Raw genomic sequence first — 21,749 nt, forward strand, 5'->3', positions numbered from 1 at the left:
GTCCGGGTCGCCGGCCTTCGTTTTTGTGTTGACTTCGGAACAGGGGTGGGAGCAACCTTGGCATCTGAGGCTGGGGCTGTCTACATCCGGGGGTCGAGCTTTGGGACCCGTCCGGCGCCGCACGCTCAGCACCAGACCTGATGGAGAATTCCATGCCAGAGACCCAGCCCGGGGCCCATGACACCGCACGAAATGAAAGCACCAGGACACGGCCGAGACTGAGAGCGTGGCTGGCGGCCTGGTTGACGGGGCTGCTTGCTGCCGTAGCCCTCGTTGGCCCGGCGGCTCCTGCGCAAGCAATCTACAACGGCCAGACCCCCAACGCGATAGCATTCTCCTGGGTCGTGAAACTGGAGATAACCTACGGCAAGGATAAGTACATCTGCAGCGGGTCACTCATAACCCATTATGCGGTGCTCACCGCGGCTCACTGCCTGACACAGGGTACGCCAACCGCCACGAAAGTGATCTTCCATTCGGGGCTGGCGGCCAGGGAGTACTCCGTCGCCGGCAGCCGCATATTCGTGAAGCCCAACTACAACGCGCTCACCGGCAACAACGATGTAGCTGTCCTCTACCTCGTCAAAGGGGTGTCGTTCAACGAGCAGCTGGCAACCCTCGGCGCGATCGGCCCTGAAGTGAGCTCGACCGTCTACACAGCTGGCTACGGGTGCACCACCAATCCAATCGAGAGCGCAAATCCCTTCGCCCCGGGGTGTACCGCATCGAAACAGCTGCACACCATGTCCACGACTGTCATATTCCCTGTACTGTGCGCAGGCAACGCCGGCGCGGCGTCAAAGTTCTGCACCGCTGACAATGCAAAGTCGGTGAACCACGGCGACAGCGGAGGGCCGGTCATGGCGCTAAGCGGCGGAGTCCTGAGAATCGTTGGAGTCACCAGCGCCTTTGAAAATCCCTTACTTACGGTTGGCGTCTATTACAACTTGTCCGTGTCTGTTCCCTACGAGCTGGCGTGGATCAGGGGCGTGGCTGACATGTAAGCCCGGCGCCCCGGGTGTCCACGATGCGGACGCTCGCGGTGCCCCGTTGTGTCACGGGTGCTGTCAGGTCGGGCAGTCATTAATTTGAGTGGACCACCACGTAGCTGGATGTTGGGACGCGCAGTGTGTCGTGCTGCATGCAGTCGTAGAGGACGTACCGGCTCGAGTCCCCTCCAAGGAGAAGGAGCTCCCTGTTTTCGAATGTGGGGGCAAGGCTTGCACTGTCGAGAAGCCGGACACTCTCGCCGTCGAGTTTGAATCCCGGGATAGCAATCCCTTGCTCGCAGTGACTGACGCGGTCCGCGGCGCCGGAGGCCACACCGGGCAGGATCCAAGAGAACAATGAGAAGGCGTAGCCGACGAACAGGACCACGATGAGGATGCGCTTGCGCCTCCGGTGTTCAGCGAGCGGAACGGCGGCGATCAAAGAGCGGGCCAGTGTCTTGGCTTCGTCCGAGCGTCGCTTCCCGGACCTGTCCAGTTCCCGCAGGCGACGCCTGATAGGAGCTTCGTGTTCGAAGGTCGCGCGATCATCCGGAGTGCGTGACCAGTAAGCCGCCAGTTTGTCCATGTGTGCTTCGAACGCGTCATCATCTTTCCGGGCCAGTGCGTAGCGCGTCACGACGGGCGTCCCCGGATCACCCGGCTTGTCGGGTCGGACAGTCATTCGCCCGCTCCACCAGCTGTGGCGCGCAATAACCCACATAGTGATTCCTAGGCCTCCGAGGAGGAGGGCTAGCGCAAAGGAGGACTGGGTGAGCATCTGGGTGTAATCGAGCCCAACTTCCTCCGGACTGGTACCGAGCTTCGAGTAGAAGACGGCGTACGGAAACCTCAACAGGACGTAAAGGGCGATGCCCGCCGCCCCGATCCAGGCAACGTCGAAAGTCCAAGGCCGCTCGTGGTGTGTGGATACGGCCGCGCTTGGAGAGGGCAAGTATTCCCTGTGCGGATCAGTCACTGCATCCTGCATTCTGACATGCGAGCAGTATGACCCTGTCAGCCATGAATTGCCCGGCGACTCACCATTCGATGCGAAGGCGGGCCGGGAGTTTCGCGTCCCTGCCGCTGCCGACCGCGGCGCCGAGTGGCCGGCCCTTGGCCAGGTGCGGCTTGGCCGGGGCCGGGTGCGGAACCTCGACGCTGGCCCGGTCTACGGGAGAACCGATCAGGTGCGTGTGGTCCCCATTCCGCATCCAGTGCGGGGTCGCGGCGAGCAGCCTGGAGTTTTCCAGGACAGCGGTGGCGTCGAAGGTGTGCCAGGGCGAGAACTCGTAATCGGTGAGCATCCCCCGGGTCACCCAACGGTCCGGGCCGGTCGCGTCGTTGATGGCGAAGTCGGCTTCCAGGTTGAGGAACGATTCGCTCAGTAGGTGTCGGTCCGGAAACCACGTTTCCCAGTGAGCGATGCCGATGCGAGCGGCGGGGGAGTCTTGGCCGCGGCCAGGGAATCCCTTTAGGACCTGGGAGACCGTCTTGTAGATCGCGTGGCGTGGATCGGAGCTGGTGTGCCGGGGGCGGTCCGGGTGAGGAGCGGCGATGAACAGGACCGTGAGCCCGGAGGTTTCCAGCGGTCGGGCTGCGAGGAGCTCGGCCCAGCGACGGACCTTGGACTCGAATGATGCCGATGCTGTCGCTGTCAGTTCCAGCACGATGCGCATGCCGTCTACGCGGATGATGGTCCCGTCGGCGCGACGGTTATCGGCCTTCGGGAGCTTCTTGCCGAGCCCCGATCCGGCGAGCAGGTCCACGGAGGAAAGCTGTTCGCCCATCACGGCTCCAATAGGCAGGTACTCCGCCGCGCGCAGGCCAAGCTCAGTGGCGAGCAGGTTGTGCCGGTCGTACTGGCCGCCGCCGGACCACGGCTGGCCTGCGGTGATGGACAGAAGCTCCGGGCAGGTGAGGGTGGGCTCGATCAACTTCGCGAAGCTGTCGGTGTTGCTGGGCCGGTAGAGGGAGTATCGGTTGGCGCCAGCGGAACGTGCGGCGTAGTTGGCGAAAACCCCGACGTCGACTAGCCCCAGCGCGAACGATGCATCGACCTGAGAGTAGGACGGATCCAGGAAGTAACGGGAGCCGCTGAGCGCCGCGAGCTGCTCGGCTGAGGTGGTCCGCCAGGACTGTAGGACGCCCCATGCGGCGTGGCGGTCGGCGCGGCCGCGGTTGGAAGTGAGGATCCTTATCGCGTTTTCATCGGACATTACCTTTCGGACCCGTGTGCGTCCCAAGCCTTGCTCCTTTCGTGCCCGGACCAAGTTGCCCGTAGCCCACAGTGACGTTGAGCCAGGCGCCCACAGCGGGTCCCAGTAGGGGTCGACGCGGTTATGCATCGCGAGGTCGTCGTCCGGGCACGACGACGGGATCATTTCTGCGTGAAAGGCCGCGGCGATGTCCCGTCGCTTGGGGGTGGCAATTACCACGGGTAGCTCCTGCTGGTTCGTGAGTGTAGCCCTGCGCAACTGCACAGGAGGAGGTGTTGGTCTCGCGATTCGAATGCCGACTTCCAGACCGCTTCTGTAGCTGATTGACGTTCCATACTCAGAAACATGCGTAGATTTCGGGTCTGGGGACCGCAGATCGGGTAACCGGATTCAGGGCTTTTTGCACGACGGAAAATTCTGCAGAAATCCCCGAATCACCCCACACCGCTTCCGAATCGTCCGCGTGCTTCCCCTCTATAAACCCGATGTGCGGCCTAGGGCATGCCTGAATGCAACGAGCCTGCGCTCTTGGTGCTGCCTGGACGTTCCCGTGGTTCTGGGATGCCAAGCTTTCCTCCGTGCGACGGCTTCTCCGAAACGATGGGGCTTTTGGATGCCTCAGCCTGGACCGCGTCTTCTGTGTCGCCTGCGGCGGCCAGCGGGTGCCACTTGGGAATGGTTTGTTATACGCCATCTGGTGCGACTGGGTTTGGCCTGCGGCCGCCGCTGGTGGTGCGGAGCACGTAGATGGTTGGCGAAAGACGGTGACGTGGTGCGAGCCGCGCCTCGGTGCTGTGGTGGCTGGCTCGGTCTGTCATCGACCTTGGTGGCGGATGCCTGCGGCGCAAGGATCTGGACCGTCACAATGTCCGTTCAGCTGCACCGCCCCGATATACCAACTGCTTCTCAACGTTCTTCTGCTCGGACGAGACGCAACCCTGTTCTGCTTCTTCGACATGGGGACTAAAAGTGCGGAGCGCACGGTGTCCACTCAACACGCGACCCGAGAACGAGCCGTTGACATGTCAACGGCGCAGCCGCTGAGAAACTTACCGTGAAGCGCCATGGATGACGAACCGCTTTCGGCCCGCCACCGCCTTAACAAGTCACCCGGAAGAACCCACAAGCGCTGGCCGCAGCGCCCGTCATCGTGACGATGAACGACGATTAAACACCAGACGGCGAAGCTGGGGGAGGGCGCAGCCTCCGCACAGCGGAGGCACCACGAACAAGGCTGCGCGCAGCGCCAGGCAGCGGCCGCAGACCAGTAAACAAGAAGAAGAACCACTCCGTGGGGAAACGAAAGAGCAGGATGGTCAGCGGATCGGGAAACACAGCGGGCGAGGGGGGAAGCCCCGAGTCCTCTCTCTATATGCCTACCCAACTCCTCCCACCAAAACTTTCTCCGGGTGGGCAATCCGATTTTCACACCCGGTCCGCGGCTATCGCCGGCCAACCACCGAGAACCACCTATAGGCGGCGCAGGGAAAGATGCTGCCTGAGCCAGCCCGTAAGTCCTCGGCCTGAGATGCTTTCAGCGCCCAGTGAGGCGGCACTTCAGATCGGCAAACTGCGGATCCGTGAGGTGGTCGGCGGCGAGCAGGTTGGCGAGCTGAGCAAGTTTGGCGACGATGGATTGCGGGGCCGTCGACGAGGCGGCAGCCAAGGGATCATGGGCGGAATGTGCCCCAAGCACTATCAGAGGCTGCACCACCTAGGACGCGCGATTGCGTTCCTTCTCTGCGGCGAGTTCCTTGACCCATGCGGGCGTCTCCATACCGAGCTGGCGGTCGGTGACGAGGCGCAGGCGGGCAGCCGCGATCTGTACTCCGCGGTCATACGAAGCCGCGCGGTGCCTCGTCTTCGGAGACAAGGCCGGGTTCGCAGTTCCATTTTCGGCCGTGCCCTTTTCGGGCCCGCGGTCACAATCCTGAATTCTCATGATCCATTTCTCCTACTACCTCAGTCGCAAATCCAGTGTCGCTCGGTGCGGGCTCACCGTCTAGGGACTGGACGGCGAGGCCCAGGGCTCGCCAGGGCGCGCGGTCGTTGAGTTCTTCGCCGCCGGGGCCGCTGCGACGGCGCGCTCCGCGCGCATCCTGGCAGTCTTGAAAATGGCAGGCCCTGCTTTTTGGAACGTAACGGCATGACCAGAAAAACAGCCAGCCAACTGCGCCCTGAGCTCCCATCGTCAATGCCTACCGTCGATCCAGCGTCGGCTGAACTCGCCCGTCCCCTGAGCTCTGGAGCATCGCCCGGCCGTTCACTTGGGAGACGGGAGTAGCAAGGCTACTGCTCCTCTGGGGGAATCGTCTCTTCGGGCGGGAGCGGTTTTGGCAACCTTTTAAGTAGCGGGTGGTTTGGATCGAGCAGCCGGAGGGCATCCTCCAGCGCCGAAATTCTCGCTTTGAAGGCCTGCCGACCAAACATCTCGGCGGTGTTTTCCAGATGGGTCGCCAGTGCCAGGTGTTGAGGGTTAATGCACAGGCGCCGTCCGCATTTGTGATGGACGGTGAGAGAGCCTAGCTCCTCAGTGAACGAGCGCGCGGCCTCGTAGGCGACCCTGTGGGCGAGCCGGTTGGTGGGTCCCCGGCCGATGAAGCCGTACCCCGACCGTTTAGCCCCTGCCCAGATCCAGCATCCCCCGAGATTTTCTGGGTCGATCTCACAGCGGGACTTCAGAATCTCCAGGACGGCGGGGCCATCGCATCGGATTATGGCTTGTCTCAAGGGCCCGAGACGGTTGAACCAGCCTGCGGCCCCTGACTGTGTGTAGTAGGCATAGAATTCTTCCGCTGTGGTCACGGTGTAGCTACTCCGCTCTCGGTGGGTGGGCAAGTGGGAGGATCTCAACGACGCGGCTTGTGCAGCGCAATGTGGGGACTGCAGGTTCGTCGATACGAACCTGCAGCAGGAAGGCCGCCGGGAGGCCCACCGCTAGGCGTATGAGCTTGTGGAGGTGAAGCGTCTCGGCATCGCGCCTCAGGACACTCGTCCCAACGTCCAGATGGTCAACGCTAGGCTCAACTGCCGCCGCAAAACGGGTGAGCCGCCTAGCTTCGAGCTCGAGGAGATATAGCGACCCTGTTGCTGTCCGGATCCGGAAGGAACCGGCTTGAGAGTCAAGAACAACGTCTACCATGTGGCCAGGCTAGATGAGAGCCCTGACATTCAACCTTTTTGAGCGTGGTCCGAGTGAAGCTCTGTGGGACTATCGCCGGTCCCGACAGTTCACAAAGGCGCTATCCCAGCGTTAGGGGTCAAGTCGCGCAGGTCGGTATTCCTTTGGTCGACGATTAAGCCAGTAATTAGCCGGACTTTCAAGGCGAGACATGTGATCGTCTTGCGATGTCCAGAGGATAATTGGCAGGCACTGCACATGCTGAATTTGTAGGTGATAACGGACTAGGTTCCTGCGATACCTTCCATAGTGGCGATCGTTGACGTCGGAGGCCCTTTCCATGCATTAGCACGGACTTCTGGCTAGGGGCATTTCGTCCGGACGGCTCCATTAGTGGCCCGCTTACCGTTCGGATGCGTTATGGGCGCTCGGGTGTTTCTTTTGAAAGGGCGATGATCCAGTCAGGTGTTTGATCACCGGTGAGTTGGTCGAGTGTTACCCGTGCCTTGGCGGCGGCAATTTGTACCCTCCGCTCCACGGGGCTCACTGAGGCTGGCCGATGCGACGGTGCAATGACCTCCGCTTGGTTCCGGGAGTCCTTCTGTGCCCGATCTGCTGTAGGCACTTCACGCCAACCAGGCGTTCGCCGAGTCGGTACAGCCAGCATAAATGTCGAATGTATGCGTACCAATCTTGCCGGGGGTGGCCAGCGAGGGTCGAGGTCAGGAGGCGCACTAGGCTGATTCCATGACGCAAGACATCTACATAGCCCCCGCCGCAGTCGAAGCGACGCAGGACGCGGTGACCGAGGAAGCTGCCGAGATAGTGGCCGGCGTAGTGGCGCAAGCCGAGACGGCGGATGAGCCGGACCTGCTCAACCCGCCGCCCATCTTGTATCACTACACGTCTGCCGCCGGTCTGCAGGGAATTCTTGAGTCAGGGAGTGTTTGGGCGACGGATGTTGCGTTTCTCAATGATGAACAGGAGCTACGCCTTGGGCTTGACAAGTTTTTGAAGAACTTCAAGGAACAGATCCGCACGAAGTATGATTCCGAAGATTACGATCGCCTCGCTGGGTCGTTTAGGGTGTGGGAGCATATAAGACACTTCGTGTCGAGCTTCTCCGAGGACGGCGACTTGCTGAGTCAGTGGCGGGGCTACGCGAGTCCCGGCGGATATGCCATCGGCTTCGCTGCCCCTAGCCTGCAACCCCACCTACAGAGTCGTCGTAAGGGTGGCGGTTTTGCGCGGGTCACGTACGACCTTGACTTGACGGCAGGCATGGCGGAAGCCTGGGCGGGTATGGTGGCCGAGAGATTCGGTGCAACCCTCGCGGAAGTAGTCGACAAGGGTGCCGGGGCTGAAACCCCCACCGAAGCAGTAGCGAGGCACTTTCGCAGGTTCCATAGGAGGCATTTCTTAACCGGCGTAACGCTGTGCTGCCTTTTGAAGAATCCTTCCTTCAAAGAGGAGCGGGAATGGCGAGTGGTGCGAGCCGTTCACGTAACGTCCTCAGTTGAAACCAACGTCAACTTTCGGGAGGGTCCGCTCGGCCTGACGCCGTACACCAGCATCGACTTCACAGATGAAAACGGGCGTCTGCCAATTGCAGAGATAATCGTCGGTCCCGGAAACAGCATGGACCTTCGGATTTCCGCAGTCCGGCTTCTGCTTGCAAAATTGGGCTACCCCCGCGACGTCGTAGTCAGAGCGTCGACGATTCCGTATCGCCCCTAAGCGTTATCGTGACGGCATGACAACGGAAGAAATTGCCCTCTGGGTCCAGGTCGCCGCCGTGGTGGCCGCCGTCGGCGCCGCGATAGTTGCCCTCGTAATCTCACGCCAGGACCGGGAGAACGCCCGGAAGATTGCCGCCGAGGACCGACGTGCGGCGCTCCTTCAGGGGAAGCTCATGTTCGAGCTGGAGGCGCTTTTGCGGCTTTCGCAGAACCTTCGTCGGGGCGGTCATACCGACCCAGTGATAGTTCAGGACATGGGTGCGGAAGCCGCTGCATTGATAGGCGCCATTGGGGCGGAACGACTTCCGATGAACTGGGACAGCCGGGTCGCCAAAACCCCAGAGGAGCTCCGGCAGTTCGTCGATGACGAGACCAAGAAAGATTGGATCCGGCGCTCGGTCGAGGCACAGCTAGCCCTCATGGCGGTCTCGGAGGAATTGCGGGACCTCATTCATGCCGAAGCGGCGGCGGCCTCGGAGCGGTCGTAGGGGATTTGTTGAGACGCGAAAACGCCCTCCCCGGCCAAGAGTAGGGAGGGCGTTTTCGTGGGCTTAGGCGGAATATCGCGACCGCCCAGCCGGCGGCCAGGAGGGCTTACTCGTTGAAGTATTCCAAGTAGGACTCGACCTCTTGCGACTTCTCTGGGCAGAAATACGCCACGGCGAGGCGGACCCCATCCACGCCGCCGCCGGTCGGGTTGCCGCCGATGGAGCGGACGGACACGCCGAGGCTAGTCCCGGTCTCGTCGCAGATTTGCTTCTTCATCCAGTCGGCGAAGCTCGGCACGCTGTCCGGCACGACGCCGAGGGCAGCGAGGTCGGCTTTGTAGGAGCCGGTCGTCGGGATCGTTGAGGGCGTGGGCGTCGGTGCGACCGTAACAGTCTGCGTGACGGTCGGCACGGCCGAGGATCTGGCGGCGGTCGGAGCGGCTGAACTTGCGCTGACGGCTCCGCCGTTGCATCCGGTCAGTAGCGCGACGGACAGGAGCGCGGCAACGGGCATGGCTAATTTCTTCATGGGTCCCCAATACTTAATGAAGTGTCGTTGAGCACGATACCGGGCTACGGAGACAACTAGCGTTCCCCAAGTGCGCGTCACCGCGCACGGATCCGAGTTACGCCTTGGTCGCAACTGAYAAGACACCGCAACAGCCCGGCCAGGCCGACCGGTGGCGCACGACGGCGGAATACTATCCCTTCGGGCATGATCGGAGGTCCGCGACACGCCGCTGGATCCGCGACACGCCCGCAACTATTTGTGGCTAATCACTGCACAGGCTGTGGCTATCTACTTGATAATCCGCGCGATTCCGGTCTTTTTGAGTGCCGACGCCTGTGGATTGTCTGTGCACTGAATGACAATCTTGTAATACATCATCTTGGGGTCCATGTGAGGCTCTTGCACTACATGTATTTCAACATGTCCATTCGACATAGAAAAACCTCAGGGCACAAGCGCTGAGTTACGCAGGCACCGACTGAGGCTTTTATCTCCTGGAAGAGAATACGAGTCTACAACGGCAGGGACGAAGAGACGCAATTTCCCTTCGCCGCAGTCCAGAGTTGGTGCCACCTCATAAAACAAGGAGGCCCATAGTGGCTAATTTGAAACCGGGGCAGGACGCCCCGTTGTCCGGTCAGTACGAGATTGTCGGCCCGCGCGGCGGACGTACCGGCGAAGAGCGAACCGCGATTCGGGGACGCACGCTGCCCCCTACGCCGAAGCCGGGACAGGGCTACGTGCCTGTGGACGCCACTCGCAACGGCGCTGGACGAGGCAAGTAGTGGCCCCGGAGAAGCGCAGTATCGCTGACTTGCCGAACGACGGCGAACGCAGTTTCATCAAGGGCACGGTTGAATCGCCTAAGGGCTACTGGGTAACGTATCGTGCGGCGACGGACACCTGGGAGCGCGATAGCTAGACCAGCAGAGAGTCCCCATCTCCTTGATTAGGAGGCGGGGACTCTTCGCGTTGGTAAGTCAGGGTGCCAGCGAGTCGGGCGTCGGCGCTGCGTAGACCACGTCGGGACGATGCTCAGCCATCATCCGTGGGGAACTGCGCTGGGCGTGTCCGTTCAGGCACCTTCAGCCAACCCATTGATCTCCCTTCGGTCACAGTGACCCGTGCCTCTTTGACCAGATAATCGAACTCCTGGTAGGCGCTCCAGAGTCCCCATTCAGGGTAAAGATCCGGCATGCGCTCCAGTCTGCTCCATTTATCGAAGTCAGCGTGAAGTAAGCGTCCGTACTCAAGGTCGAAGAAGATGTCGTGCTCACCATGCTCCGTCTGGTCCTCTCCGGAACCAATTACGAACGATGAACGGCTCATGCGCGCGTTCTCAAAGGTTTGCTTCCTGACGCTGACATTTTGTTCGGTCAGCTCCCGTTTTTCTTGGGTTGAGCAGGCGGCGATGGCGTCGTAAACCTTCGGAAGAAACAGATTCTCTCTCTCCAGTATGAACTTGCGAAGTAGCATGGCGCGCACCATATTTCCCTTGTGCACTGCCGGGTCACGTTTTGCACCTATGTGAAACTCGTTGCTACTTGGCAGCATCTCATCGAATTCTTCATATTCGAATGCCAGAGTCTCAAACATCAGGAGCCGCATCTCCGGACTTGGGGGATTCTTCACTCAGCCTCCAACGTAGGGATTATGAGCATACCCAACATCAAATGGGCGGCCACTCACACGCCCGGGCAGTACGGCGCGCCAGATCAGCCGCCGCAAGACCGAGACTTTGGCACCGGTGTCCGCGATAGCGATAAGATCCCGCGTAGTGCGGAGCAGACGGTCCAGGTCGACGGCGACGACGACGTCGGCGGCGCCGCATACGACCGCGGGGCGCTCTGATTGCCAATAGCACTGAAGCGTCCGTCTCGACCAACCCATTCCGGTGTGTCTTCAGCCAGCCGGCGACGATACTGAATAGTAGCGAGCCGGTTGCCGGTGTCCGAGCAGCCCGTTCGGGCGTAAAAATGCTGGGTATAGCAGGATCTTGGCCGGGTCGGCCTCTCATCGGCCCGCAATGGTGGGCGCTAAAGCGCCTCCTTGGCAAGGGCTTTCGTCTTTGCTGGCGTCGCCCGTCCGAGGCGCTCATCGAGGGTTACGCGCAGCCGTGCCGCGGCCACCTGAACTCGATGCTGGGAGGACGTCGGCGCGCTGTAGATGCTAACCCTGATGCGACGAATGGCGCTGGCGGCCTCGGGCTCCGACGGTGGCTCACTCATTGGTCGTCCTACTTCGCTTCCGATTCCGTTGGTCTAGTGTCGCCTAGGTTTGGTCCGGAGTCCACGTCCCCGCAGTCAGAGAGCGCAGCCTGCGTGCCTGATACATTCGCCCAGGTTTCGCATCTCCACGTGGTCTTCCTCCGGGATCCCGATGTGGATGGTCACCCTCGTCGGTCAGCTGGCGACCTGGCTGTTGAGTAAGTTTCAGCTGTAGTCCAGCACCCACGGCGGCATCCGTGCCGGCGAGCTGGCCGCGATCCGCCGCGGACTCCAGTCCACCCTGGGGCACCACCCGGTCCAGCGCGAAGGCGTCGGGGACCTGAAGGTCCTCACCGATTCCAAAGCCGCACTGGAGGTCCTGGAGCGCGTCTCGACAGGCCACCTGCAGCCGTTCGATGACACCGACTCGGTCGCAGAGTGCAAGCGCATCCTGGGCTCGGCGCGCGGCGTGAATACCTCCTACGAGTGGGTCCGCGGCCACAACGGGCACCCCCTCAACGAGCTGGCAGACCGTCTGGCAGTCCTGGCCCGACGGAACCGGGAAATGGGCGTCGACGAAATGACGAACGCCCGGATGATCGCCTCGATCCGCCAGGACGCAAAACTCCTCGTTGGGGAGTCGCGGCCGGGCAATCTTCCTGCATGATTTAGGCTCTAATCCGGCGCGGCGCTCGGCCGCTCAGGAATCCATCTTCAACCACGCACCTTCTGGGGGACATTCATGAAAACACACCGCACGAAACGGATCTCCGCTGCCGCTTCACTCCTGGCCGCACTGGCCCTGACCGCATCAGGCTGCTCAATCGTGCCGGCCCCGGCCAAGCCGGTGTCAGTCCAGTCTCAGGAACCCCAGAAGAAAGTGGCCGACTTCGATCCGTCCATGACTATCCTGGATCCGGATTGGGCGCCCGCATTCGGGGAAGACCGCAAAGTTTCGACGCCGATAGCCACGGCTGGAATCAAGATTCTGTCCGTCATGTTCGACGAGCACCCCGAGTACACGGTGGAAGGTTTCGTCCCGACGGAGGCGAATTGGACTGAGTCCGCCGCGAAGCTCAAGCCGCTTGTCGATGACTCTGCCTTCACGTTCATGGCGTCTTCATGGAAGACGAAGAAGGAATTGCCCATCATCACCAGCTATCGCACTGAGGCGGACAAGGATGGCAAGCACACGTACACCTACACGTCTGAGTCGGGCCAGAAGTGCACGGACTCGGAGAAGCCGTACGACCGGAGCATGGAGGGTGCGTTTTTGACTACGCAGGCCGACGAGAGCGGTGCGCCGGTGCCGGTCTTCGGTGGCAACGTGACCCTCACGATTCACTGCAAGGAAGGCACAACCCTCAAGGGCCAGATGGCCACCTCGTTCCCCATGAAGAAGGTGGGAAGCAGCTGGGTCATGACAGCCGGCTATGTATCCAATCAGGCGGCCAAGTTCCACTTCGAATAGGACACAGGGGCGCCCGGAAATATCCCCTCTGGGGAGGGCCGGAGGCGAGGGGAGCGAGGATTGGGGGAACACGCTGATCGCCGCCGGCCTTGCCTTCCAGCCTAGAGCCGGCCCTCGACACCTGGCCGGCGGGCGTCTACGCATGTTTCCCGGTGAACCCCTCCGCAGCACGGCAAAGGAACGCCACCCATGCAGTCAGACGAGCGACCGCACCATCAAGGGAAAACCGTGAAGAAGATCATCTCCGCCGCCGCACTGACAGTGCTCAGCGGCCTGCTCATCTCGGGCTGTGCAGGCGCACCTTCGCCCGGTCCCACGGCCGTCAAGTCCGCCGCAGCAATGCCCAGCCCCAGTGCAGCCCAGCAGGCCAGCCTCACAGCCGAGTTCAAGAAGATCCATCCGGCACTGGACTCTCCCCGGATGGTCGGGGACGCCGTGCAGGATTGCCGTCTGATCCTGCGCGGTATCCCCGAAGCAGCTCAGATCGCCAATGCGAAGCGGTTCCTCAGGGGCGCGAAGATTGCGCCTGGCGCAGCTTCAGAGGAGGCAGTGAAGAAGTTCGTCCAGATCATCAAGACCAACGGGTTTTGCAAGGCCGCCTGACCCTGGACGCGTCAAAGGGAGATCCGCGCAGCCCGCGGTCTGAGTTGCGAGTAGAAAGCGCTGCGGAGGACTGCGCGGGACACTCGTTGACGCCCGGGCGGTCCTCCGCACACATGGCTCCCATGACCACTTCACCCGGAATCACCGTCGGCCTGGTCGGCTGCGCCTCCCAAAAGCTGCAGCGCCCGGCGCCGGCCCGCGAGCTCTACGTCTCCCAGCTTTTCAAGAAGACTTCCGCCTACGCCGAGGCGACGTGCGACCGTTGGTACATCCTGTCCGCCAAGCACGGACTCGTGCACCCGGACGCCGTCGTCGAACCCTACGACATGCGCCTCGGCACGAACGACGGGACGTCACCGCCGATCCACGCCTGGGCCGCCGGCGTCCAGGAGCAGATGGCAGCTGAGTTCGCCGGACTCGAAGGCGTCACCCTGGTCGTCCTGGCGGGGGAGCAGTACCGGACCATCCTGAGCGTCAGCCCGTGGCCGTCCGAAGTGCCCATGAAGGGGCTCGGGATCGGACAGCAGCTCGGCTGGCTCACCGCGCAGCTCAACGCCCTCGAACCGGCGAGCGGGCATAGGATCAGTCCGAAGCGCCGCGCTGCGGCCCGGCTTGGGGGAGTTGAACCACGATGGATGAGATCCGCGGCGGCGGCCTGATCAAGGGACGCACGGCGTTCGGGCTGTTGAGGCTGCGCTACAGGTGCACCGCGGTGGCCCTGAGCGTTCAATGCACCACCTTGGCCCTCAACGTGCTCGGGGTTCTGCAGTCGTGGTTCACCAATTCTCTTGTGGCCGCAATGGGTCTGGTGCTGATTCCTGTGATCGTGCTGATCCACGGGGTTGCGGTCAAAGCCCGGGCGGAGCAGAAGGCCGGTTACACCACGCTGCGGAACAAGCTGAAGGAACTAGAGCAGCGCGACCCGTACCTGGGCCGGGTCATCCGGGCGCCCGGCCAGGAGTATCTGCGGCGGGCGGATTTCCTCGCGATCATTCAGGCCGCCAAAGAGGAAGTGGAAAGACTGCGGCAGCCTGCCGGCTCCTCAAGCGGACACTCGGCAGGCGGTGCTGAATGACGGCGGAAAGCGGCACCCGGCCGGGGTGGTGGCGCAGCGGGAACGTATCGTCCAGGCTGGTCTGCCTCGGTGCCGTCTTGGGCGCGGCCGGAGCCCTAGTTCATGCTCTCAGCCACGCGTGGGGCCACGAAATCAGCGCCTATGCTCTCGCCTGGGGCCTGGACTTCTGATGCCCACTGTGAACGCCGCCCTCGATGCTTGTCGAAACTGGACCGAGCACCGCGACGGAGTCGGGTCGAACCCATTCCGCCTCGCCAGCAAGGTGGAGCCACGGGCCTCCATCGACGAAGTTTCGGGCGCCTGGCCAGCTCACGCACTCTTGCCCGAGCTGGAGGCACTCTGGCTATCAAGTCGCGAGGCGTGGCTGTTTCAGGACATCGACTACGGCCAATGGGGTCTTCACATCCTCGACCCTGCCGCCGCGGCGGCGCTCACCCGCGACGAGCGGGCCAGACGACCGGGCGACTTTGAGCCGACCGACGCCGTGGTCGGCGAGTTCCTCGGCGACACCGACCTCCTGGTGCTTGACGCCAACGGAAGCGTACTGGTCGCGCTGCCCTTGGATCCCCGCACTGACTGGCCACAGGTGGCGTCCACGCTCTCCGAGTTCTTGACTCGCTATCTCGAAGCTATTGAAGAGCGAGGTGGCTAGTACTGCAGGAATCCGTTTTGGATGACCTGCAGGTCGGCGGCTAGTACCGCCATCGCCGGGGTGGGCGGCTCCGGCTCACCAGCGGTTTCACCCTGGCTGTCGCCGAACCATTTGTGCCAGACGGTCGCCACTACCTCCGGGGTGATAGGTGTGCCGGCGGCAATGAGTGCGGCGAAGTCTTCCATCTCGGAGTCATACTCGTCTTCGGGCGCCCCGTGCGGCAGAACGCCGAGCAGGTCGTGGGCGTTCAGGCGCTCGGTAATGGCGCTGCGCAGGCGGGCGTATTCCGGGGTGATGGTGTCCATGGGCGTCATTCTAGGAGCAATCGGAGCCCTGAGCGGTGAGAGATTGGGAAGACACTTTGACACTCGTCCGCTATGATTGAATCAAGTTTCAAATAATTGATTCAACGAGGGGATCTGCCATGGCTGTAGATATTGGGCACCGGATCGCCGAGCGCCGCATTGAAGCGGGCCTTAGCCAGCGGGACCTTGAGAACCTCACCGGAATCTCGCAGTCCACCCTGTATCGCATAGAGAGCGGAAGCCGCACGGCCCGGATGGACGACGTTATCTCCATCGCTTGGGCTTTGGGCTGCCCTGTAGAAGCCATCCTGGACGAGAACCCGGTTCGGGACCGCGTCCTCGTCGCCAGCCGAGCTAATGCGTCCACGGCCGATGCTGCCGCAGTCAAGAGGAAGCTGACTCAGTTCCTCGAAATGGACGCCTACCTGGCGCTGCACGGCATCGGAGCATAATGCCCGAGGATCCGAAAATTCCTGCTGCCGTCGGCCCCAGCGAGCGACCCGCCTGTCTTGCTGCCATGAAGATACGGCGGGACCACGGACTTGGCACAGGCCCCATCGCGGATCTGCATGAGCTCATCGGGCTCGTTTCGCCTGGCGTCGACGTTGCCATTTTGGACATGCCAGCGGGCATGGACGGCATGGTGCTGACTGACCCGGTGCGCGGGAAGTCCATCATCGGTGTGGCGACCACAGACGTTCCGGAACGGCAGCGTTCGTCGCTGGGACACGAGCTGGGCCACATCGTCTTTGCTGACTACGAGGCAGGTCTGCGGCACGACCCGTCAGCACGGACGCCGGAAGAAATCCGGGCGGACACATTCGCCCGGCACCTTCTGGCTCCCGTGGAGGGTGCGTCAGATTTTCTTGAAGACCTGGGTGCTGTTCGTGGCCAAGTGAGCCCGAGGCACGTCTCGTCCGTCGTGCGCCACTTCCAGGTTTCACCGGCGATCGCAGTCATCCAGATGCATTCCGACGGCTGGGTCACCGCGGAACAAAAGGCGGAGTGGCGTGAATCCGCCCAAAGCCTCGCCCTGCGCTACGGGTGGATCGGAGACTACCGGGCCATGGCCGCCGAGAGCAGCACACCACGGCCCCCGCAGCGGCTCATCGAAAACACTACCGAGGGGTACATTCGCAACCTCGTTTCCGTCCAGGGCCTCGCAGCGCTTAGCGGCGTGGACGCGGAGCGACAGCTCAGCGATCTTGAAGCGGCCGGCATACGCCCCGAGACCATCGAAGTGGCCWGGGCTGACCTGGACGCGTTCGGTCCGGCCTGACGCTGTGGCTGCACAGATAACGATCCTGGATGCGGGACCGTGCATCACCTTCTGCGCGGCTGCCAAGCAGGCCCTTCTCGTCGAAGTCCTGCAGCGCGGTTCCAACCGGCTCCATGTTCCGGATGTTGTGGACGACGAAGTTGGCAAGCGCGGCTCGAACCGCCGGGATTTTCCAGCCTCCACGGTCAACAACTGGCGGCTGCTGACCGAACACGCCTACATCGGGGTCCTCGACTCGTCGGTCACGACGGAAGACGCTGATGCGCTCTCCAATGCGGTGAAAAAGCTCACCGGGACGCCCCTCGCACAGCGCCTCACGGAGAGCAAGGATCTCGGCGAAATCATGGTCATCGCCCATGCCATGGTCCGCAAAGACCGGGGCGAGGACGTCTACGTCGTCATCGACGAGCACCGGGGCCAGAAACTGGCGTCCAAATTCGGCATCAAAGTCATCGACACGGCGTGGATTCTCAGCAGCGCCGTCAAGCGAGGCCTGATCGCTGATCGCGGCGAGATGCGGAAGACCTACGACACTCTCAGGCTGTACGACGCAGGCCTGGTCCGCATCGACCAGACGGCTCTATTGAAGAAGGCATTGTGGGCACAGAAGCCGAAGCAAGAGGTTGCCGAGGACGCGCCCGTAGGCGGCTAGCGCCCAGTCTCACAGACTCTAGGGCAAGAACCTCGGACGGGAATCGCCCAAATGATTGAACTGGGATTCTGCCCTAACCCGGAAATGTCGTGTTCGGGATGATCGAAATGGAAATTGACAGGTGTCGGTGTCAAGAGGCCCAGTTCGTGTGCCGTTTGGACTGCCATCAGGCGGTCGCATACATCCAGCTTGCGGTAAATGTGCTCCAAATGCTTTCCCACGGTGCGGGGCGAAATACTGAGCCGCCTGGCCAGACCCTCCGCGGTTAGCCCCTGGCTCAGGAGTGTCAGGATCGTCATTTCTCGAGACGTCAAATCGTGTGCGGAGCCATCCAGGATTGCCCCGCTATTCGACTGGGCGATCCCAAAGTGGAGGGCAATCCCGGTCAGAATTGGTTGCAGCAGCCTGGCCAAAGCAAGTTCCTGCTCGGTGAAGTCACGGTCAGGTCGGTGGATCAGGTAGGTGTTATGGTCGCCTCCGCCTATGTGCAACGGTATAGACAAGTGATGGACGATTCCCCACGGCCGGGCCAATTCCTCCCAAGCGCGTTTTTGGCTGCTGCTGGCCAGAGCGTCAGGAACCCGCCCGAAGGACTGGGGGCCCGCCTGTCCGGAAAACGCGTACCAACGCAGCAGCGGTTGCTGTCTAAAGTCATAGCTGCCCCCAGGCGGTTCATTGGGTATGTAATCCCGGGGCCAGCAGCCGAGGATATGGTTCTCCCATGCCGGGCTCACACGGTTTCGCGTGCAGCATGCACCGTTGAAAGACTGACGAAGCAAATCCAGGAGTTGCTCCTCGTATCGCGAGGACACCCCGAGCGGTTGGTGAAGGATTTCTCCCAAAAACTCCAGCCACGTCCTGTACTGCTCCTCATTACGGGCCACGCCTGCATTCTAGATCTGGACGCGCCCGGGGGATACAAGAACATGCTTTCCAGCGGCGCGGCTGCTGTGACGCATCCGGACGTACGCATAACTGCTTATGGGGGCAGGCGACCTTCTTCTATACGCTTGATTTAGCAGGGATGGACCGCGAAAAGGTCGAACGGATCCTGCATACATGTTCCATAGGAACCGACTCGCCGCCGCGGCACGTGCATGGCCGCGCGGCCGTAGCCTCGCCGGCCCTCGTCGACGGGCTGATCAACCATTCAGCGCCGCTCATCAGGCGCCAAACGCACCAATCGAGGCACCGCCATGAAGACCACCAAACGCATCCTTTGGGCTGCCCTGGCAGCACTAAGCACTGCTGTCGTCGCCGCAGCTCCGGCCCTGGCCGGTACGAGGCTCAACCATTCAGAGCCGCTCGTTGGCCGGTAGCCCTGTTCGTCCTTACCGGAGTCGCGCGTCGCGCCCGCCTCCGGTAGGCATCAAGATCAGCCATTCAGAGCCACCACGCAACAGACAGATCCGATAAGAGGGATTCACCGTGAAGACCACCAAATACATCCTTTGGACTGCCCTGACATCACTAGGCATTGTTTTCGTCCCTTGGCAGGCTTGGGCGCAAACCATTCTGAACCGCTAACCGGGCGGTAAGCCGCCCGCACCTGACGAGGAACCATCATGAAGAAGACCACGAAACGCCTGTTCTGGGCCGCAGCCTGCGCCCTGGGCATGGCCGCCACGACCGCCGCACCCGCCCTGGCGGGTGTGGCCTTCAACCACTCCGAACCGCTCACTGGGCGGTAGCCGCCCGCACCTGAGGAGGAAGCATCTTGAAGAAGACCACGAAGCGCCTGTTCTGGGCCGCAGCCTGCGCCCTGGGCCTGGCCGCCGCGACGGCCGCACCCGCCCTGGCGGGTCTGCAGACCAACCACTCCGAACCGCTTAGCGGCCGTTAGACCGCCCGCACCTGAGGAGAAATCATCATGAAGACCACGAAGCGCCTGTTCTGGGCCGCAGCCGCTGTCTTGGGCCTGGCCGCTGCAACGTCGCCACCCGCACTGGCGGGGGTGATGTTCAACCATTCCGAACCGCTCACTGGACGGTAGTGCCGCCCGCACCTGGGAAGGAATCATCATGAAGAAGACCACGAAGCGCCTGTTCTGGGCCGCAGCCGCTGCCTTGGGCCTGGCCGCCGCAATAGCCGCCCCCGCCTCTGCGGGCCTGATGTTCAACCACTCCGAACCGCTCACTGGAAGGTGACATGTTCGCTGGACGAATCGGGGCCAGACGACTGAATCGTCTGGCCCTTGCTTCCTTGGCGGCTGGCGATCGAAACCGTGCCACCGAGCTGGTGAGTGGTGCCCTGACGGGATTGCGCGGATGCCGGCATCGGCTTCAAGATGCCACCGCACGCGCGGACGTCCTGATGACCCTTGCCATGGCCGCAGAGGAGGTAAGGAACCATGATGACGCCATTGGACGTCTCCGGGAGGCAGCAGAGGTTCTTCAGGCCGTCCCCCGATCAAAGATGAGGGATCTCTGGTTGAGCGAAGTTTTCACACGGCTCGCTGACACTCTGCGTCTCGCCGGGCGGTACGGGCAGGCATCCGAGACGCTGGCCGCCGCCCATCAGTTGGCGGAGCAGAACCCGGAAGAACCCCTCCGCATGGCCGCCATCTGCAATGCCCAGGGCATCCTGGCGAAAGACACCGGGCATTTCGCTGAAGCCGAGGGCCACTACGCACAAGCGCAGCGACTGACGACGGATGCTCTGGGGCCGGACGCCCCGGAAGCGGCGGGCCTCTATCACAACGTCGCCGGCCTGTTACACGTCCAGGGCCGCTTTGCTGAAGCGGAGCCGCCAATTCGGACGGCGTTGGCGCGTCGCGTGCGTGCCGACCCCCCGGACCCGATCGGGGTAGCTGCCGATACATCGGTACTCGGAGCCGTTCTCGCAGGGCGGGGGCGTCTCCCGGAAGCCGAGGCTGCACTGCAGACCGCCCTTCAATTGTGGGAAGCACGCTTCGGCCCGGACCACTACGAAGTCGCGGTCCAACTGCATAACCTCGCCGCCGTACGGCAACAGCAAAAGGCCTTCGCTGCCGCGGAGGCCGGATACCTGGGGGCCCTTCGGATCAAGGAACGAGTCTTGGGCGGGGACCATCCTGAAATAGCAGCCCTGCTGAACAACCTGGCTTCTCTCAGGTGCGACGAGGGAAGAGCCACGGAAGCATTGGAGCTGTATGACAAGGCGCTGGCCATCTTCGGGTCGACTTTAGGCCCGGATCACCCGGACACCATGGTCTGCGAAGCGAATCGCCTGCACGTCACCGGCCCAGGCAGATAGTCCGGACACCGACAGCTTGCCGCAGTCTCACAGACTCTAGCTTGATAAGACGTGAACCCAACCCCGGTAAACCGGGCATTTAGGGTGCCGGAAGTGTCTCACCAAACCAGTCTCACCGTAGAGTCTCGCAAAGTCTCGAGGCTTTATGACACACCCTCGCATTAGCATGTGCGCATGGGACCGCTTCTGGGATATGTAAGGGTATCGACCACCGACCAGCACGGGGCCGCGCAGCGGGCGGCGCTTCTCGAAGCCGGCGTCGAAGAGAAATACATCTACTTCGACCAGCTCTCTGGAGCAAAGGCAGCCAAGGAGCGGCCGGGCCTGTCCGCGCTGCTCTCGTTCGCCCGTAAAGGCGACACGGTCATCGTCTACCGGATCGACCGGCTGGGCCGGTCCCTGATCGATGTCCTTAATACTGTCTCCGAGATGCAGGAGCGGGGCATCGGGCTCCGTTCCCTGGTCGACGGGATCGATCCCTCGACGGCTGCCGGTCGGCTCCAGTTGGGCCTGTTCGCGACCCTGGCCGAATACGAGCGGGAGCTCATCAAGGAGCGGGTGCGGGCCGGGGTCGTGGCGGCCAAGGCCCGCGGAGTGAAGTTCGGCCAGAAGCCCGTGGACGAGACCATCGTGGAGGACAAGGTCGAGACGGCCCGGCAGCTGCTTGCCGAGGGAAAGACCGCCACGCGCGTCGCCAAGACGGTCGGGTGGTCCAGGGCCACCCTGTACCGCTACCTGAAGATGTACGGCCACGAAGCGCCGCCCAAGGACGAAACCCAGCTGGCGGTCGGGCCCGGGAAGTCGAGGTACTCCACCAAGAAGGCCGTCCCAGTCCGCCGGTAGGCGCCGAACTCACGGCCGCCTAGGGACCGGCAGCCCTACCGCAGCTGTGCCCGACAGGTCGCCTTGCCGGTATACGACCACGGTGCACTAGTCCTGTCCAGATTCGGGCTGGCCAGGGTGGGCCGTGCCACGGGCCGGGTGATTCGCCGTTACGAGCACCAAAGGCCCGGAGAACTGGTCCACGTGGACCTCACGGAGCTCGGACGGATCCCGCGCGTCGGAGACGCCGCAGCTTGGCTTTGAGAAGCTTCGGTGTCTTCCGCCGTCGGGGCCTGATAAGTGCGCCTATCAGGCCATGGATGAAGACTGCCGTCGCGTGACGCGGTGAGGGAAAATTAGCAGCGGCCAGGTCCCGGATAAGATC

At 62.4% G+C, this 21,749-nt stretch carries 29 protein-coding genes and 1 pseudogene; 20 read left to right on the top strand and 10 right to left on the bottom strand.

All coding sequences use genetic code 11. The annotated features are described in order from the left end of the window. The first annotated feature begins 152 nt into the window (after nt 1-152). The gene (locus AC1DGE_RS06450) at nt 153-1,004 is read left to right on the top strand and encodes a S1 family peptidase (protein WP_476917114.1); all 852 of its coding nucleotides are present in this window, start codon (nt 153-155) and stop codon (nt 1,002-1,004) included. A gap of 79 nt (nt 1,005-1,083) precedes the next feature. Here AC1DGE_RS06450 and AC1DGE_RS06455 read toward each other — a convergent pair whose 3' ends face one another. The 6 genes from AC1DGE_RS06455 to AC1DGE_RS06480 form a co-directional block, all read right to left on the bottom strand. Beyond that, on the bottom strand, nt 1,084-1,965 hold the full coding sequence (locus AC1DGE_RS06455; protein WP_476917115.1) for a hypothetical protein: 882 nt from the start codon (nt 1,963-1,965) through the stop codon (nt 1,084-1,086). 61 nt (nt 1,966-2,026) lie between these two features. After that, entirely contained in the window at nt 2,027-3,424 is a 1,398-nt protein-coding gene (locus tag AC1DGE_RS06460; protein ID WP_476917116.1) for a hypothetical protein, read from the bottom strand. 1,315 nt (nt 3,425-4,739) lie between these two features. Next, entirely contained in the window at nt 4,740-4,901 is a 162-nt protein-coding gene (locus AC1DGE_RS06465) for a hypothetical protein (RefSeq protein WP_476917117.1), read from the bottom strand. Nucleotides 4,902-4,919: 18 nt separating this feature from the next. Next, nucleotides 4,920-5,147, bottom strand: coding sequence for a hypothetical protein (locus tag AC1DGE_RS06470; RefSeq protein WP_476917118.1), 228 nt, complete (start codon nt 5,145-5,147; stop codon nt 4,920-4,922). 347 nt (nt 5,148-5,494) lie between these two features. Then, a complete protein-coding gene (locus tag AC1DGE_RS06475; protein WP_476917119.1) occupies nt 5,495-6,010 on the bottom strand; it encodes an HNH endonuclease signature motif containing protein in 516 nt (171 codons plus the stop codon). A gap of 7 nt (nt 6,011-6,017) precedes the next feature. After that, complete coding sequence (locus AC1DGE_RS06480) at nt 6,018-6,347, bottom strand: hypothetical protein (protein WP_476917120.1); 330 nt, start codon at nt 6,345-6,347, stop codon at nt 6,018-6,020. Nucleotides 6,348-7,073: 726 nt separating this feature from the next. Between AC1DGE_RS06480 and AC1DGE_RS06485 the strand changes: the two genes are divergently transcribed. After that, the gene (locus AC1DGE_RS06485) at nt 7,074-8,063 is read left to right on the top strand and encodes a DUF2971 domain-containing protein (protein WP_476917121.1); all 990 of its coding nucleotides are present in this window, start codon (nt 7,074-7,076) and stop codon (nt 8,061-8,063) included. A 16-nt stretch (nt 8,064-8,079) separates the two neighbouring features. Next, nucleotides 8,080-8,553, top strand: a complete 474-nt coding sequence (locus AC1DGE_RS06490; RefSeq protein ID WP_476917122.1) for a hypothetical protein — start codon at nt 8,080-8,082, stop codon at nt 8,551-8,553. Between the two features lie 106 nt (nt 8,554-8,659). Here the strand turns inward: AC1DGE_RS06490 and AC1DGE_RS06495 are convergent, their stop codons facing one another. Together AC1DGE_RS06495 and AC1DGE_RS06500 are read right to left on the bottom strand one after the other, a co-directional pair. Next, on the bottom strand, nt 8,660-9,082 hold the full coding sequence (locus tag AC1DGE_RS06495; RefSeq protein ID WP_476917123.1) for a hypothetical protein: 423 nt from the start codon (nt 9,080-9,082) through the stop codon (nt 8,660-8,662). 1,017 nt (nt 9,083-10,099) lie between these two features. Further along, complete coding sequence (locus AC1DGE_RS06500) at nt 10,100-10,696, bottom strand: hypothetical protein (RefSeq protein WP_476917124.1); 597 nt, start codon at nt 10,694-10,696, stop codon at nt 10,100-10,102. A gap of 21 nt (nt 10,697-10,717) precedes the next feature. Here AC1DGE_RS06500 and AC1DGE_RS06505 point away from each other — a divergent pair, with 21 nt between their 5' ends. The 7 genes from AC1DGE_RS06505 to AC1DGE_RS06535 all read left to right on the top strand — a co-directional run bounded on the left by AC1DGE_RS06505 (nt 10,718) and on the right by AC1DGE_RS06535 (nt 15,072). Continuing rightward, a complete protein-coding gene (locus AC1DGE_RS06505; RefSeq protein WP_476917125.1) occupies nt 10,718-10,915 on the top strand; it encodes a hypothetical protein in 198 nt (65 codons plus the stop codon). 624 nt (nt 10,916-11,539) lie between these two features. After that, on the top strand, nt 11,540-11,938 hold the full coding sequence (locus AC1DGE_RS06510; protein ID WP_476917218.1) for an RNase H family protein: 399 nt from the start codon (nt 11,540-11,542) through the stop codon (nt 11,936-11,938). 75 nt (nt 11,939-12,013) lie between these two features. Further along, a complete protein-coding gene (locus AC1DGE_RS06515; protein WP_476917126.1) occupies nt 12,014-12,742 on the top strand; it encodes a hypothetical protein in 729 nt (242 codons plus the stop codon). 189 nt (nt 12,743-12,931) lie between these two features. Then, on the top strand, nt 12,932-13,345 hold the full coding sequence (locus AC1DGE_RS06520; protein ID WP_476917127.1) for a hypothetical protein: 414 nt from the start codon (nt 12,932-12,934) through the stop codon (nt 13,343-13,345). Between the two features lie 122 nt (nt 13,346-13,467). Further along, nucleotides 13,468-14,004, top strand: coding sequence for a DUF6884 domain-containing protein (locus AC1DGE_RS06525; protein WP_476917128.1), 537 nt, complete (start codon nt 13,468-13,470; stop codon nt 14,002-14,004). Beyond that, nucleotides 13,977-14,420 carry a hypothetical protein gene (locus tag AC1DGE_RS06530; protein ID WP_476917129.1) on the top strand — a complete coding sequence of 148 codons (444 nt, stop codon included), beginning with the start codon at nt 13,977-13,979 and terminating at the stop codon, nt 14,418-14,420. Before AC1DGE_RS06525 ends, AC1DGE_RS06530 begins: the two co-directional genes overlap by 28 nt. A 169-nt stretch (nt 14,421-14,589) precedes the next feature. After that, nucleotides 14,590-15,072, top strand: coding sequence for a hypothetical protein (locus AC1DGE_RS06535; protein WP_476917130.1), 483 nt, complete (start codon nt 14,590-14,592; stop codon nt 15,070-15,072). On the opposite strand, the gene AC1DGE_RS06540 is transcribed toward AC1DGE_RS06535, so the two are convergent. Next, a complete protein-coding gene (locus AC1DGE_RS06540; RefSeq protein WP_476917131.1) occupies nt 15,069-15,377 on the bottom strand; it encodes a hypothetical protein in 309 nt (102 codons plus the stop codon). The genes AC1DGE_RS06535 and AC1DGE_RS06540 overlap by 4 nt on opposite strands. 119 nt (nt 15,378-15,496) lie before the next feature. Here AC1DGE_RS06540 and AC1DGE_RS06545 point away from each other — a divergent pair, with 119 nt between their 5' ends. The 3 genes from AC1DGE_RS06545 to AC1DGE_RS06555 all read left to right on the top strand — a co-directional run bounded on the left by AC1DGE_RS06545 (nt 15,497) and on the right by AC1DGE_RS06555 (nt 17,308). Continuing rightward, a complete protein-coding gene (locus AC1DGE_RS06545; RefSeq protein WP_476917132.1) occupies nt 15,497-15,829 on the top strand; it encodes a helix-turn-helix transcriptional regulator in 333 nt (110 codons plus the stop codon). 65 nt (nt 15,830-15,894) lie between these two features. Then, a complete protein-coding gene (locus tag AC1DGE_RS06550; RefSeq protein ID WP_476917133.1) occupies nt 15,895-16,656 on the top strand; it encodes an ImmA/IrrE family metallo-endopeptidase in 762 nt (253 codons plus the stop codon). Nucleotides 16,657-16,660: 4 nt separating this feature from the next. Then, nucleotides 16,661-17,308, top strand: coding sequence for a PIN domain-containing protein (locus AC1DGE_RS06555; RefSeq protein WP_476917134.1), 648 nt, complete (start codon nt 16,661-16,663; stop codon nt 17,306-17,308). Here AC1DGE_RS06555 and AC1DGE_RS06560 read toward each other — a convergent pair. Then, nucleotides 17,305-18,192, bottom strand: a complete 888-nt coding sequence (locus AC1DGE_RS06560; protein ID WP_476917135.1) for a response regulator transcription factor — start codon at nt 18,190-18,192, stop codon at nt 17,305-17,307. The two genes, AC1DGE_RS06555 and AC1DGE_RS06560, sit on opposite strands and share 4 nt — an antisense overlap. A 681-nt stretch (nt 18,193-18,873) precedes the next feature. Here AC1DGE_RS06560 and AC1DGE_RS06565 point away from each other — a divergent pair. The 7 genes and pseudogenes from AC1DGE_RS06565 to AC1DGE_RS06595 all read left to right on the top strand — a co-directional run. Further along, entirely contained in the window at nt 18,874-18,999 is a 126-nt protein-coding gene (locus AC1DGE_RS06565; protein WP_476917136.1) for a hypothetical protein, read from the top strand. Nucleotides 19,000-19,025: 26 nt separating this feature from the next. Continuing rightward, entirely contained in the window at nt 19,026-19,151 is a 126-nt protein-coding gene (locus tag AC1DGE_RS06570; RefSeq protein ID WP_476917137.1) for a hypothetical protein, read from the top strand. Between the two features lie 27 nt (nt 19,152-19,178). Continuing rightward, nucleotides 19,179-19,301, top strand: coding sequence for a hypothetical protein (locus AC1DGE_RS06575; protein WP_476917138.1), 123 nt, complete (start codon nt 19,179-19,181; stop codon nt 19,299-19,301). Between the two features lie 28 nt (nt 19,302-19,329). After that, on the top strand, nt 19,330-19,455 hold the full coding sequence (locus AC1DGE_RS06580; protein ID WP_476917139.1) for a hypothetical protein: 126 nt from the start codon (nt 19,330-19,332) through the stop codon (nt 19,453-19,455). 283 nt (nt 19,456-19,738) lie between these two features. After that, nucleotides 19,739-20,542: a tetratricopeptide repeat protein gene (locus AC1DGE_RS06585; protein WP_476917140.1), complete on the top strand. Its 804-nt coding sequence runs from the start codon at nt 19,739-19,741 to the stop codon at nt 20,540-20,542. 174 nt (nt 20,543-20,716) lie between these two features. After that, nucleotides 20,717-21,385, top strand: coding sequence for a recombinase family protein (locus AC1DGE_RS06590; protein ID WP_476917141.1), 669 nt, complete (start codon nt 20,717-20,719; stop codon nt 21,383-21,385). A gap of 90 nt (nt 21,386-21,475) precedes the next feature. Then, a pseudogene (locus AC1DGE_RS06595) lies at nt 21,476-21,607 on the top strand (IS481 family transposase); the annotation flags it as partial. Nucleotides 21,608-21,749: the final 142 nt, after the last annotated feature.

This window comes from Arthrobacter sp. 05N425 (assembly GCF_056397125.1).